The 14,145-nt window shown below is 35.9% G+C and carries 13 protein-coding genes; 6 read left to right on the plus strand and 7 right to left on the minus strand.

What is annotated here, in order from left to right; all coding sequences use genetic code 11:
- Positions 1 to 462 precede the first annotated feature (462 nt).
- The 5 genes from pheT to EGI24_RS10400 all read left to right on the plus strand — a co-directional run bounded on the left by pheT (position 463) and on the right by EGI24_RS10400 (position 6,818).
- Positions 463 to 2,883 carry a phenylalanine--tRNA ligase subunit beta gene (gene pheT, locus EGI24_RS10380; RefSeq protein ID WP_255048318.1) on the plus strand — a complete coding sequence of 807 codons (2,421 nt, stop codon included), beginning with the start codon at positions 463 to 465 and terminating at the stop codon, positions 2,881 to 2,883.
- 2 nt (positions 2,884 to 2,885) lie between these two features.
- Positions 2,886 to 3,275, plus strand: coding sequence for a hypothetical protein (locus EGI24_RS10385; protein ID WP_255048319.1), 390 nt, complete (start codon positions 2,886 to 2,888; stop codon positions 3,273 to 3,275).
- 16 nt (positions 3,276 to 3,291) lie between these two features.
- Complete coding sequence (locus EGI24_RS10390) at positions 3,292 to 3,579, plus strand: cell division protein ZapA (protein ID WP_255048321.1); 288 nt, start codon at positions 3,292 to 3,294, stop codon at positions 3,577 to 3,579.
- A gap of 85 nt (positions 3,580 to 3,664) precedes the next feature.
- Positions 3,665 to 5,230 carry a ribonuclease Y gene (gene rny / locus EGI24_RS10395; RefSeq protein ID WP_255048322.1) on the plus strand — a complete coding sequence of 522 codons (1,566 nt, stop codon included), beginning with the start codon at positions 3,665 to 3,667 and terminating at the stop codon, positions 5,228 to 5,230.
- A 304-nt stretch (positions 5,231 to 5,534) separates the two neighbouring features.
- Positions 5,535 to 6,818 carry a citrate synthase gene (locus EGI24_RS10400; protein ID WP_255048323.1) on the plus strand — a complete coding sequence of 428 codons (1,284 nt, stop codon included), beginning with the start codon at positions 5,535 to 5,537 and terminating at the stop codon, positions 6,816 to 6,818.
- 28 nt (positions 6,819 to 6,846) lie between these two features.
- Here EGI24_RS10400 and EGI24_RS10405 read toward each other — a convergent pair whose 3' ends face one another.
- The 5 genes from EGI24_RS10405 to EGI24_RS10425 all read right to left on the minus strand — a co-directional run bounded on the left by EGI24_RS10405 (position 6,847) and on the right by EGI24_RS10425 (position 10,047).
- Complete coding sequence (locus EGI24_RS10405) at positions 6,847 to 7,182, minus strand: LytTR family DNA-binding domain-containing protein (protein WP_255048324.1); 336 nt, start codon at positions 7,180 to 7,182, stop codon at positions 6,847 to 6,849.
- Positions 7,183 to 7,244: 62 nt separating this feature from the next.
- Positions 7,245 to 7,781, minus strand: a complete 537-nt coding sequence (locus EGI24_RS10410; RefSeq protein WP_255048325.1) for a hypothetical protein — start codon at positions 7,779 to 7,781, stop codon at positions 7,245 to 7,247.
- Positions 7,778 to 8,221 carry a DUF3299 domain-containing protein gene (locus EGI24_RS10415; protein ID WP_255048326.1) on the minus strand — a complete coding sequence of 148 codons (444 nt, stop codon included), beginning with the start codon at positions 8,219 to 8,221 and terminating at the stop codon, positions 7,778 to 7,780. Before EGI24_RS10415 ends, EGI24_RS10410 begins: the two co-directional genes overlap by 4 nt.
- A 1-nt stretch (position 8,222) precedes the next feature.
- Positions 8,223 to 9,419: an ABC transporter permease gene (locus tag EGI24_RS10420; protein ID WP_255048327.1), complete on the minus strand. Its 1,197-nt coding sequence runs from the start codon at positions 9,417 to 9,419 to the stop codon at positions 8,223 to 8,225.
- Between the two features lies 1 nt (position 9,420).
- Positions 9,421 to 10,047 (minus strand): ABC transporter ATP-binding protein, encoded by a 627-nt coding sequence (locus tag EGI24_RS10425; RefSeq protein ID WP_255048328.1) that lies wholly within the window; start codon positions 10,045 to 10,047, stop codon positions 9,421 to 9,423.
- A gap of 149 nt (positions 10,048 to 10,196) precedes the next feature.
- On the opposite strand from EGI24_RS10425, the gene EGI24_RS10430 reads away from it, so the two are divergent.
- Positions 10,197 to 10,832, plus strand: coding sequence for a peroxiredoxin (locus EGI24_RS10430; RefSeq protein WP_255048329.1), 636 nt, complete (start codon positions 10,197 to 10,199; stop codon positions 10,830 to 10,832).
- 30 nt (positions 10,833 to 10,862) lie between these two features.
- On the opposite strand, the gene EGI24_RS10435 is transcribed toward EGI24_RS10430, so the two are convergent.
- The gene (locus EGI24_RS10435; RefSeq protein WP_255048330.1) at positions 10,863 to 12,152 is read right to left on the minus strand and encodes a type IX secretion system plug protein domain-containing protein; all 1,290 of its coding nucleotides are present in this window, start codon (positions 12,150 to 12,152) and stop codon (positions 10,863 to 10,865) included.
- 1 nt (position 12,153) lies between these two features.
- Entirely contained in the window at positions 12,154 to 14,055 is a 1,902-nt protein-coding gene (locus EGI24_RS10440) for an ABC-F family ATP-binding cassette domain-containing protein (protein ID WP_255048331.1), read from the minus strand.
- Between the last annotated feature and the right edge of the window lie 90 nt (positions 14,056 to 14,145).

The raw sequence follows: 14,145 nt of genomic DNA on the forward strand, positions 1-14,145 counted from the left end.
ATTGGATATTTTTAAAATGAAAAAGGCAGATATATTCTGCCTTTTTACATGATTATTCCTATAACTAACCATAAAATCAATACTTCTGATCCCTGATATTATCTTTTATGCATGGCGTTTATTTTTCATTTGGCTATTCCGTTGAGAAATATTTTTTTTGAAAAAAAAACGACTGATTTCATCAATCGTTTTTCATGTTCTTGGTTCGTTTTATTTTTTTTAATTTGGAAATCACGTTGATATTCCTTTTACCAAAGTTGTGCCAAAAAAGCCCAATTATTCTTAAACTTATCCAACGGATACATTTGTTTTTACTGCAAAATCATGTGATTGTAGAAATTTGATTAAGGTGTTTCTGGATTAGAAAATTGTTTGAATAAAGATTCATTTTGTTTTTAAGCTCATCTTTTCAAAACCCTTTATTTATATTTAATTATCTTTGTAAAATTTTTTTTAGAACAAATGAAGATTTCGTATAATCAATTAAAAACCCTTATAGATTTTGATCACAATCCACAGAAACTAGGTGAAATTCTTACTGATACGGGTCTTGAAGTAGAGGCAATTGAAAAAGTTGATGCCGTAAAAGGAGGCTTAGAAGGTTTGGTGGTGGGTCATGTGGTTTCATGCGAAAAACATCCTGATGCTGACAAACTAAACTTGACCAAAGTTGATGTAGGTGGAGAAGCTCTATTAGAGATAGTATGTGGTGCTCCAAATGTAGCAGTTGGCCAAAAAGTAATTGTTGCTTTGGTTGGTGCAACTTTGTATCCTACTTCTGGCGAAGCTTTTACCATAAAAAAATCTAAAATTAGGGGTGCCATTTCCGAAGGTATGTTGTGTGCTGAAGACGAAATAGGTCTTGGTCAGTCACATGCTGGCATTTTGGTTTTGGATACAGATTTGCCTTTGGGAAGTCCCATTGCTAAGTATTTTAACCTTGAGCCAGACTATGTGATTGAAATTGGCTTGACACCCAACAGAGCCGACGCCGCTTCTCACTTAGGAGTTGCCAGAGATATAAAAGCAGTCAGTGATTCGTCCGTTAAAATGCCAGAGGTTTCTGGTTTTTCAATGGGCAATTCAGCAGCTACCATTGATTTAGTTGTAGAAGACGTCATTGCTTGCCCAAGATTTTGTGGTCTAGAAATCCATAATGTTGAAGTAAAAGAATCACCAGAATGGTTGAAAAGGTTCCTCAATACCATTGGCGTGAATTCTATCAACAATATTGTAGATATTACAAATTACGTTTGCCATTACCTAGGACAGCCCATGCATATATTTGATGCAGATGCTATCGCAGGCCAAAAAGTCATTGTAAAATGTCCTGAGGCAGGGACGGAACTTATCACTTTAGATGGTACAACAAGGAAACTGAACGGTACAGATTTGGCTATCTGTAATGCAGATGGTCCTATGGCAATTGCTGGAGTTTTTGGAGGTTTGAATTCAGGAGTAAAAGCTACTACAAAGAATATTTTTCTGGAAGTAGCATATTTTAATCCGGTTTTTATCAGAAAAACCGCCTCCAAACATGGACTTAAAACAGATGCCTCATTTAGATATGAAAGAGGTACCGATCCCAATATGCCACCTTTTGCTATAAAATTTGCTACCAAGCTTATTTTGGATTTGGCTGGGGGGCAGGTGACCGACAAAATGTTTGATATTTATCCGACACCTATCTCCAACTTTGAGATTGACCTCAAAATCAAAAACATAGATAGACTTTTAGGTAAAAAACTAGGGGAAGAACTGATTTTGAATATTCTTGAAAAATTAGATATCCAGTTGATTACCAAGTCAGAAGGGCAATTAAAAGTTTCGGTGCCACCCTATAGAGTGGATGTGACACGAGAAGCCGATGTGGTGGAAGAAATATTGAGGATTTACGGGTTTGAAAACATTGAACTTTCAGACAGCCTTAGTTCAGATTTCATCGCCGAATTTCCAGAAAAAGACCCTGAAACGCTCAAAAATAAGCTTTCAGATGCTTTGGCGGCTATGGGTTTCAATGAAATTCAAAGTCTTTCGATTGTAAAGCCATCCGATAACAGTTGGCTCAATCAAGCAGATTCTGTAGTAAAATTATTGAATCCGTTGAGCGAAGAGCTTTCAGAGATGCGTCAGTCTTTGTTATTCTCTGGACTTAATGCTTTGGTTTATAACATTAACAGAAGAAACAAGGACTTGAAATTCTTTGAGTTTGGTAGAACCTACATTAAAAATATAGTGGATGGACAAACCAAAATTAAGGAAAATAGGGTTTTGGGTGTTTGGATGTCGGGTAATATTTCTTCAGAGTCATGGATGCAAAATAGCTCTGCAGTTAGTTACCATAATTTATTTCAAACAGTGAGTCAAATTTTGGCTCTGATGAAAATCAAGAAGTTAGATACCAATGAGACTTCAAATCAAGCTTTTGCTTATGGACTTGAACACATTGTAAGAAATAAAGTATTGGTTAAGTTTGGTTTGGTAAATCCAAGTCTTACAGCCAAAGCAGATTTAAAGCAAGTGGCTTATTATGCAGAGTTTGATTGGGATTTGTTGTGTAAACTGTATTCTTCGGAAAACAAATTTGTAGAAATACCCAAATATCCTGAGGTCAGACGAGACTTATCGTTGGTTTTGAATAAAAGTGTAAAGTTTGATCAAATTAAGAAAGTGGCCTTTAATGTAGAGAAAAAGCTTTTGAAAAGCGTGAATGTGTTTGACGTTTATCAGGGCGAAAAACTCCCAGATGACCAGAAATCATACTCGGTAAGTTTTATTTTGCAAGACGAAGAAAAAACACTGAACGATCAACAAATCGATAAAACTATGCAAAAACTAATGGGGGCTTTTGAAAATGAAGTTGGTGCTATAATTAGAAAATAAGTATGGCTTTAGACCAAGACTTTGAAAAAGACAATGCTTTTTTGCTTTCCAAGTTTGAGGAAGTGAATGGGCTAATTGAGCGGTTGAAATCTCAAAATAAAAGTCAAAAAAATCAAATACTTGGTTTAAATCATCAAAATGAAAAACTCGAGGTTGAAATCAAGGCAACCAAGAAAAATAACAGCCAACTACGCGAAGAAATTAGAGGATTGAGAGAAAAATTGGATGATGAGACCAGATTAATCCCTCAAAACTTTAAAATAAGAAATAAAATTGTTAAGATTGTATCCGATATTGAAGATAAAGAGTCAATGGGTCAACAAAATCTAAAAGAATTGTTAGACTTATTGATAGAAGAAATAGATTTTTGTATAAATCAATTGGCTAAATAATATTTTCGTTCAAAAAATGGAATCCTTTGACGCACCAGTTGTTTTCGATTTAAATGGAGAACAAATACGTTTTATGGTTCCTGAATCCAACGAAAGGTATTTTAGAGAAGCCAAAGAAATATTAAATGACCGTTTAGCCGCACTTAGAACTGAATATTCGGCTTTCGCCAGCTCTCAAACGCTGGTATCTGTATTAGCTGTTGAGGCATTGGTAGATGCTCTAATGGTTAACGAACGCTATCAGAAGTTAAAAGTTGAGGTAAACTCGAGGTTAGAGAGTATTCAAACTAAGTTTGATAATTGATTCCGCATAATTCTATTCTGCTTATTTTTTAATATCACCCATGAAACGGAAGTTTCGATATTATAAAAATTTTAAATTTTAAAACATGTCAGTATATCTTTTTATAATTGTAGGACTCGTAGTAGGCCTTGCAATTGGTTATTTCATCGGGCAGAACCTGATGAAGAAAAACCTCGCAAATCAAGAAGAGGAAGCCAACAAGTCGGCTCAAGAAATTATTAGAAATGCCAAAAACAATGCCGAAAACATCAAAAAAGACAAGATGTTGGAAGCCAAAGAACACTTTTTGAAGTTGAAATCAGAGTTTGACGAAGATGTTAATGCAAGAAAAAATACATTAAATCAAAACGAACAAAAAATTAGACAACAACAACAACAAGCTACCCAGCAAGTTGAACAAAATAACCGCCTACAAAATGAACTTACCAACAAAACTGCAAAGCTCGAAGAGCAAATAGAGTTAGCCAATAAGAAAAGAGAGGAAGCCGAAAAATTGCATCAGCAACAATTATCTCAGCTTGAGAAAATCGCAAACCTTACTGCTGAGCAAGCTAAACAGCAATTGGTGGATGCACTTAAGCAAGAAGCCGAAACAAAAGCTTCTAGCTATATAAAACAGTCTATTGAGGAAGCTAAGCTTTCCGCTACGAAAGAAGCGAAGAAAATTATTATTGAGACCATTCAAAGGACAGCTGCTGAGCAGGCCATAGAAAACTGTGTTTCTGTATTCAATATTGAGAGTGACGAAATCAAAGGAAAAATAATTGGTAGGGAAGGTAGAAACATCCGTGCTTTGGAGGCTGCTACTGGCGTCGAAATTATAGTAGATGATACCCCGGAAGCTATCGTGATTTCTAGCTTTGACCCAGTAAGAAGAGAAGTAGCAAGACTTTCAATGCACCGTTTGGTACAAGATGGACGTATTCATCCAGCTCGTATTGAAGAGATTGTTAACAAGACCCGAAAGGACATTGATAACGAAGTGATAGAAATAGGAGAGAGGACGGTGATAGATTTGGGTATTCATGGCTTACACCCTGAGTTAATTAAGATGGTAGGTCGAATGAGATTTAGGTCGTCTTATGGCCAGAATCTTTTACAGCACTCAAGAGAAGTTGCTAAACTTTGTGCTACCATGGCGGCTGAAATGGGCTTAAATGTCAAATTGGCCAAAAGAGCTGGGTTGTTGCATGATATTGGTAAAGTAAACCAAGAAGAGTCTGATCTACCGCACGCTATACTCGGTATGGAAATGGCGAAAAAATACAAAGAACATCCAGATGTTATCAACGCCATAGGTGCTCACCACGATGAAATCGAGATGACGTGTATCATCGCTCCTATCATTCAAGTTTGTGATGCTATTTCAGGTTCAAGACCTGGGGCAAGACGCGAAATGATGGAGTCTTATGCTAGAAGATTGAGAGATTTGGAAGATTTGGCTCTATCATTTAAGGGTGTTGAAAAATGTTATGCGATTCAGGCTGGTAGAGAGCTCAGAGTAATTGTTGATGCAGAACACATTACCGATGATGAAGCCAATATGATGTCTTTCAATATATCACAGAGGATAGAGAAAGAAATGCAGTATCCTGGTCAGATAAAAGTATGTGTTATCAGAGAAATGAGAAGTGTGGCATACGCCAAGTAAATTTTAGATAGGAGAATTCGAAAAGAATAAATATTGAACTTTACCAAGATAACCGAAGATTACTCTTCGGTTATTTTTTTGTTAAACTATTCATAAAGCCAATAATAATTAATTGTCATTAGGCAAGAAAAATCATAGAACAAGGCTTTTAAGGTAAAAAACTGTGCTTTTTTCGTTGAATAATGATTCATAATTGCTGAAATTTTTAATCGAAAGTTTTATTTTTTATTTTTTTTGCCATTTGTACTATTTTTAGTAAATTAGCACGATAATATAGGGGTTAATACTAATTTAAATAAAATTTATGGCGGAGTCAGTAAAAATAATAATAGATGGGCAAGAGTTTGAGTTTCCTGTAATAGAGGGTTCTGAAAACGAAAAAGCGATAGATATCTCTAATTTAAGGGCTAAAACAGGATATATTACCATAGATGAAGGTTTTAAAAATACTGGCTCTACCAAAAGTGATATTACATTCCTTGACGGAGAAGAAGGTATTCTAAGATACAGAGGATATTCTATAGAAGACCTAGCCGATAAAGCTGATTTTCTAGAGGTAGCATATTTGTTGATTTATGGAGAGCTTCCAACCACTACTCAATATGATGATTTTGTAAATAAAATTACAAAACACACCATGGTCAACGAAGACATGAGGAAAATCTTTGATGGTTTCCCAGTTAACGCTCATCCAATGGGTATCATGTCTGCATTGGCAAGTGCAATGTCCGGTTTTTATCCTGATTCATTTGACGACAAGAAACCAGACAGCACAGAGCTTCATATCATTCGTCTGTTAGCCAAATTCCCTACCTTGGCCACTTGGTGTTACAAGAAGTCGCAGGGGCATCCTATCAACTATCCTAAGAACGAATTAGACTATTGTTCTAATTTCCTTCACATGATGTTTGCCTTGCCAGTAGAGAATTATAAAGTAGACCCTAAAGTCTCTTCAGCATTGAATAAATTGTTGATACTGCATGCCGATCACGAACAAAACTGTTCAACTTCTACAGTAAGATTGGTAGGTTCTTCAAAAGCCAATATTTATTCAAGTATTTCTGCCGGTATATCAGCTCTTTGGGGACCATTGCATGGAGGTGCCAACCAAGAGGTTATAGAGATGTTGGAAGAAATCAGAAACGATGGTGGAGATGTACAGAAATATATCGACAAAGCAAAAGATAAGAACTCAGGATTTAGATTATTTGGATTTGGACACCGCGTATATAAAAACTTTGACCCAAGAGCTAAAATTATCAAAAAGGCTGCCGATGATGTTTTGTCACTTTTGGGTGTTAACGATCCAGTTTTAGAGATTGCCAAAGGATTAGAAGAAGCGGCGTTGAAAGATGAATACTTCGTTTCTAGAAAGCTTTATCCGAATGTAGACTTTTACTCGGGTATAATCTATCGGGCCTTAGGAATTCCTACCAACATGTTTACAGTAATGTTTGCAATTGGTCGTTTACCAGGTTGGATAGCACAGTGGCTAGAACTTCGTGATCAAAAACAAGCGATAGGTAGACCACGTCAGATTTATACAGGTCCAACCAACAAAACGTTTGTGGAAAAGTCTAAAAGATAATAAATTATAGATTGGATATTTAAGTCTCTCAGAAATGAGAGACTTTTTTGTTGTTCCGCATTTCCAAAAAACTATTCTTTTTCCTTCTACTGAGTTCAGCCTTGAAGTTATTGGTCAGCTCAATTTGCCTGTCTGTATGAACAGAACAAGAAATAACGTGACTTAAATTGATTAAGAATGATTTGTGGGGACGGTAAAAACCAAATGGAGCAAATAAAACTTCCATTTGTTTAAGCGTCTTAGAAAGGATTATCCTCTGGCCATTCGTCATGTAAACTTCCGAATAATTGGCTTCTGCTTTGAGGAATATAATATTGTTAGGTGTTACGTTGGTTTTACCTACTAAACGTATTTGTGAATTCATAAAAAACAGGTTGTTTTTTAAAGGACTCAAAAAGACGCAGAAAGGTTGGAAGGCCAAAAAAATTATTTTATGATGTTGATTCTTAGACCCAAGTTGACATTGGGAGCCATAAAGAAAGGTTTAGGTGCGATTTCTAGATATCCTCCAGCATCAATGAAAACCGCCAAGTCGTTCTCTGGTATACTAAATTCTATACCTGAGTTTACAGCTGGGCCTAATGAGATTACTCTAAAAGCATCCCTTTCCCCTAATTTAGGTGCTCTGTTTCTAGAGTTTATTTGTCCTCCAAAGCCATAATAAGCATGTAATCTTTCGTTTTTTCCAAGACTTCTGTGGAATTGGTAAATTCCTTGAACCATTACCCCTGCTTCATTATAGATTTGGTCTTTTCCATAGTTTCTTTCTCTACCATACAAAAAACCATAACTACCAATATTGACATCGAAAACTCTGTCTCCGTAGGAGAAATATTTTCTAATGTTCAGTCCAAGTGGTTCTCCAATTTTTAGCCCAACGGCCCAATTGTTTTCATATTGAGAAAATACGCTACTTAGACTAATGATGGTAAAGATGAGGGTTAGGGCAATTTTGTTTTTCATAATTCTACTTCTGCTTTATCTATAATGTAATTTAGTTCGTTTATGTCGTCTGTGTTTAGTGTAAAAATACCTGTTATAGTGAGTCTATCATCAGTATTAAACCTTTTTGTGACCTTCTTGAATTTTACCGACACCACCGATTCAGGACCGGCTTGACCACAGAAAAAGCACGAAGCAAATGGATTTGCTGATAATACATAGTAATTTGCATCCACATCTACAGGTATCATGTATCCAGTTAAGGCTACTTCTTTGCCTTTTAAGGCATTTACCTTGGCTCCAAACTGCGGTTCCAACACAAACATATTCTCTGTGGCATTCCATTTTTTCTTAAAAGTAACGTCTCTCAGGTTTTCCCAAGTAATTTTTATAGGGGCAAAAGCCATTACTAAAACAGGAATTGAGAGCAATAAGAACAAGAACGTAAGATTTTTTTTCATTTTAGTCGTTTGCCAATGTTTTTGAAATGTTAATTTTATAGATGCCCAAAGAGGGTATCAATGCTGCAAAAATACCAACTAATAACGCTGCAATCAATAAATATATTTCTTCTTTTTGTAGCATATTCTGCTGCAGGTCAAAGTTAAAGTTTTGGTCGAGCATTCTGGAGGCCAACCACAATCCGAATCTACTTAAAATAATACCTAAAACAAAACCCGAAATACTCAATATTAAACCTTCCAGCATAAGCATGAGGAAAAGAACAAGTCTTTTGCCACCCATAGACAGCATCAAAGCCATTTCGTATTTACGTTCTTTCAGAGCGTTATAGAGCGTTACAAACACACTTATACCGCTTATAAGCATTATGGCTATTGCAAGGGCTTTGAATGCGTCTATACCAATCCCCATGAGCTCAAAAAGTCTATTGATTTCAATAGCTGGCAATGCTGCCTGCATTTGTGTATTTTGATTGATTAATCGAGGGATGGTCATTAGACCCATCGGCGACCTAAACTTAACCAACGCACAAGTAATATCCTGTTTCTCTTGATGTACTTCACCTTCATGCATTTCAGCATTTTCGTGGTCATGAATCTCCCAAATGCTATTCAGATTGCACAGTATCAAATTGTCTATTACCGAATTATTCGACTTCAAAATACCCACAACTTTGTATTTTTTATCACCATGTGCTTCTCCTTCTTTTTCTAATCCATGTGACGAAGCAAAACTGTCATTAAGTTTTAATTTGAGCTTTTTTGCTACTGTTGACCCTATTACAACTTCCATATTGGTTTTGAAACCTACGCCTTCGGCATAATCGGCCTCAAAATGTTTGAGATATGGATGGATGGTTCCCACAATTCTAAATCCTTGATAATTATCGCCCATAGATAAAGGCAATACCTGTTTTACCAGTGGATTCATCTGAAGAGACTGAAGCTCTGACATAGGAATATTGCCTGTAGGGGCATCAATCTGGTAAACACCAGAAAGAATCAATTGTAGCGGACTGCCTTTTGCACCTACTACCATGTCGATGCCCGAAATATTTTTGGAAAATTTATCTTGTAGCTGGTTTCCAATATTAATTAAAAGCGAAATAATACTGATGCCAAACATCATCAACAATATGCAAAGGAAACTATTGAGTTTTTTTGCCCAAATATTTTTCCAAACTATTTTTAGTAGCATCTTATAAGGTTATTTGGTTAGAAAATCTTGATTTTAATCGGTGGTCATGGGTTACGATGATTAATGCCGCACCAATGCTTTTTGATTGTTTTTCAAGTAAATCGGCAACTTTCTGGCAGTTTTCATCGTCCAGTGCAGAGGTCGGTTCGTCAGCCAAAATAACTTTTGGGTTATTCATCAGTGCTCTAGCTATACATACCCTTTGTTGTTCACCTCCACTAAGCTCTTGTACTTTTTTAGACATAAGATGGTCGAATCCTAGTTTTTTGGCTAAGTCTTCAGCTTTTAATTTATCCATTGGATATTTTCCTAGATAATTCGCTAAAACAAGATTTTCAGAAACATTCAAGGCATTTACAAAGTAGGGTTTTTGAAAGACTATTCCCACATTTTTTGCTCTAAAGTCAGTTTTTGATTTTTCATTCAGCCTTGCCGTATCGGTGTTGTTGATATTAAGAACACCATCTGATGGATTTAATAACAAAGCAAGCAAATTTAAGAAGGTAGTTTTTCCCGTTCCAGAATTGCCCAGAATCAGCAAGGTTTCTTCACTTTTGCAATGGATATCAGGAAATCTAAATACTTGTTTATTTTGATAGGAAAATTTCAAAGTGTCTGTTTGGAGCATCGATCTTGATTATTTATTCAAAAATAATTGAGTTTATCAGTATTCTAAAATGGTTTCTGTTTTTATTTGAAAAATAAGTCTTTATGCAATTATTATGCGTATAGTTTTGTTGTAATTACAGAGGTTATCACAATTAAATACTTAAATATATGTCACTCAGATTAGGCGATATCGCACCAGATTTTTCGGCAGAGACTACACAAGGACACATCAACTTTCATGAATGGTTGGGAGATTCTTGGGGTATGTTGTTTTCACATCCTGCTGATTTCACACCAGTTTGTACTACGGAGTTGGGTAAAACAGCTTTGTTGAAAGGAGATTTTGAAAAGAAAGGCGTTAAGGTAATTGCTATTTCGGTGGATAGCCTAGAATCGCACAATAGATGGGTACCAGACATTGAAGAAATCAACGGCGTAAAAATGAACTTTCCAATTATTGCTGATCCTGATAAAACTGTTGCGGAAATGTATGATATGATTCATCCTAATGCTTCTGAAAAAGCCACTGTACGTTCCGTATTTATAATTGGGCCTGATAAAAAAATTAAATTAATGCTGACGTATCCTGCTTCAACAGGAAGGAATTTCCAAGAATTATTGAGGGTAATAGATTCTCTGAAACTCACAGCGGAGTATTCAGTTGCTACGCCTGCCGATTGGAAAGACGGAGATGATGCAATTGTAGTTCCATCAATTTCGACCGCCGATGCTATCAATAAGTTTCCAAAAGGAGTAAGAGAGGTTAAACCTTATTTGAGATATACTCCTCAACCGAATAAATGATTTTAGTAAGGGTCGGGATTAGCTCGGCCCTTATTTGTTATTTTTTAGTATCTGATACGCAATCAATAGTTCTGATCTTTTGCCAGGTGGCCTGTGATAAACGAAAATCTCATAGGTATTGCCCGTATCCGAAAAGTTTCCTTCGTATATATCCTCATCAATACTTCCAGAATCCATGTTTTTATTGGCAAAAGCAAAGTCATAAATTCCTTGTTTCAACAATATTGTCCTTTCATAAAGTTGTGTATTCGGATTAAAATCCATTTCTGCAAATTGCCAATCTGTAAGTTTACCCGTTAAGACAGGTTTTTTCGGTGATTCTTGGTAAGGAAGGTTCAAAACAAATTTTAAATCCACATAATCAGAATTGAGGTCAATTTCTCCATTTTCTAAGTTCGTTACCAAATATCCTCCGTCGTTGTCATAAGCATTCAAATAATTTTTATTTGACCTTTTTTGTTGAGTGACAAGCGTGATATCGTCTGGTGTGCCTAGTTTAATTTCAGAAATATTCTGACCTTTTTTAAATGAACTAGAAAGGTCAACATGTCTAAATTCGTTTCCAGCTTTAAAGAGATTTTCACTATCAAAATATTTTAGAGAATAAGTATTTCTGCCAGCATTAACAAAATTGATATTTTTTATTTCAGTAAGTTTTTGATCACGCTGATTTTGTCGAATGATAATTTTTAGCTCTTTTTGTGGAAATGAAATATTATAATTACTTAGATCAATATTCATATTTAGTTGTTGGTGGGTCCGCCAATATTGCGGGTCTTGAGCAGGAATTATGCTGCCATTAACACCCACTGATTGGTCAAAAATACAGAATTTTCTTTCAAAAACAGGAGTTCCTTCGGACTGATTTTCGAAAACTTGAAGGATATAATTGCCACTGATTTTGGTTTTGGGTAATTTAAAACTATAGTGATAATAAGGCGTTTTGGTGTTTTGAGAAACGTCATAATTGTTGATGTAGAATTCATTAAAGCCTTCTAGATATTCCATCTCTGCCAAATTTGACTTTTTCCAATCGTAGTCACAATGGATTATTTTGGCACTGAAAGAAGCGTATTTTGCTCTTAAATCATCAAATTCAAGGATTAAAAAAGAGTTGGGGCTATTTTTGTTTAATACCGCTGGATTGTTATACCGCTCATTGAAATTATCCGAAGGAGTATATGAGTACAAAATAATCGACTTTAGATAATCATTTAAAGGATCCAAAGTCCTTGAATATAAGTTTTCAAGTTCTTTGGCTTCATTCCTTAAAAATGAAAAACACAAAAAAAGTAGAAAAAGAAAATGCTTTTTTTTCATTTTATGATTCTAGCTGCATCATTTTTTCTTCCCAAAGTTCATTAAAAGCAATCAATTCTTTTTTTAGGCTTGCATATTCTGCGTTGGCTTTTTTAAGGGAATCCGGATTAGAAAAAACTTCAGGGTCAGCCAGATGATTTTCCGTCAAACCAATTTTTTCCTCGGTGGCCATTATTTTTTCTTCCAACTCGCCTATTTCTCTTTCCAGTTTTTTGTTTTCCTTTTTTGCAGGTTTAGGTTCAGGTGCTTTTTGAACTTTTTCCTCTGGTTCTTTAACGGCTTTTTTGATGGGTTCGTCTAAAGTTTTGCCATTATCTTCCATCCATATCACAAATTCATCATATCCACCAGGAAATTGTTTTATCTCTTGGTCTTCTATGTACCAAACTTTGTTGGATACTCGGCTAATAAAGTGTCTGTCGTGGGATACCACTACATAAGTGCCTTCATATTGATCCAATGCCTGTACCAATATATTCACTGACTGCATGTCTAAGTGATTGGTAGGCTCATCGAGTAGCAAAAAGTTGGCTTCTGAAATCAATATCTTGGCCAAAGCCACTCTAGATTTCTCGCCGCCAGATAATACTTTTATTTTTTTGAAAACATCTTCTCCCCCAAAAAGAAAGCAACCCAACACGGATCTTAATTCTGTTTCTGACTTGGAAGCGTCGGCATATTTAAGTTCTTCCAATAAGGTTTCTTCTAAATGCAAGGATTCCAATTGATGCTGGGCATAGAAAGAGAAGTTTACATTATGTCCCAATTTACGCTCGCCTTTGGCTTCCTCTGTACCAGCTATAATCCTCAATAAAGTAGATTTGCCTTTTCCGTTTGCACCAATCAAAACGATTTTATCTCCTCTTTCAATGGTTGCAGTGGTGTTTTTTAAAATAGGATTGTTTGGGTATTCTTTGGTGATATTTTCCAAAGCCATAACATGGCGGCCGGGTTGTGTGCCAAACCTGAACTTGAAGTGAACTTTGGCCGCATCGTCTATAACATCATCTATTACATCCATTCTGTTCAAGGCTTTCACTCTTGATTGTACTTGGCGTGCTTTTGTAGCTTTGGCTTTAAAACGCTCAATAAACCTTTCAGTTTGACGAATTTGAGCTTGTTGGTTTTCGTATGCTCCTTTCTGAATCTCGTTCCTCAGTGCTTTTTCTTCTACGAAAAACGAATAGTTGCCTGGGTAATAGTTAAGTTTTGTGTTGGCTACTTCTACAGTAGTATTACACACATTATCAAGAAATTGCCTATCGTGCGAAACCACCACAACCGCATTTTCATAGTTGGCAATATATTTCTCCACCCATTGAATAGAGGGTAAGTCAAGGTGGTTGGTGGGTTCATCGAGTAGTAAAATTGCAGGTTTGGCTAAAAGTAGTTTTGCCAACATTACTCTCATTCTCCATCCTCCCGAAAACTGTCTCAGTGGTTTGTGAAGTTCCCAAGTTTTAAATCCTAAACCTTCAAGAATTTCTTCTGCTTTCGATTCGATTGAATATCCATCTAGAATGTCAAACTCATGCTGTAATTCACCCAGTTTTTCAACGAGTTCATCTTTGTAGTCGGTTTCCATTTGATGAAGCACCTCTTCTATTTGATGATGCAGTTCTAGTTGGCGTTCAAAGCCCTGCATGGCGACATTCAAAATGCTGTCGTCGGTTTGATAGGAGAGTAGGTCTTGGTTTAGAAACCCGATGGTACAATCTCCAGATTTTGAAATATTTCCAGCGTCGGGTTGATATTCTCCCACAATTATTTTTAGCAGAGTTGACTTTCCTTTACCATTTAAGCCAATGAGTCCAATTTTATCTTTGGGTTTAATCTGTAAGTTGGCATCCTCAAAAATGGCTCTACCGCCGAAGTAGAAAGAAAGATTATTAATCGTTAACATGAAGTTTTTCTCTGGTAATTATAAAAATGCAAAATTACGCTTTTAATTACAGAATACATAGAGAACCGCGAAGAGCGATTTTTCAAATTA

This window comes from Lacihabitans sp. CS3-21 (genome assembly GCF_024343675.1).
In the GTDB taxonomy this organism is placed as follows: Bacteria; Bacteroidota; Bacteroidia; order Cytophagales; family Spirosomataceae; genus Leadbetterella.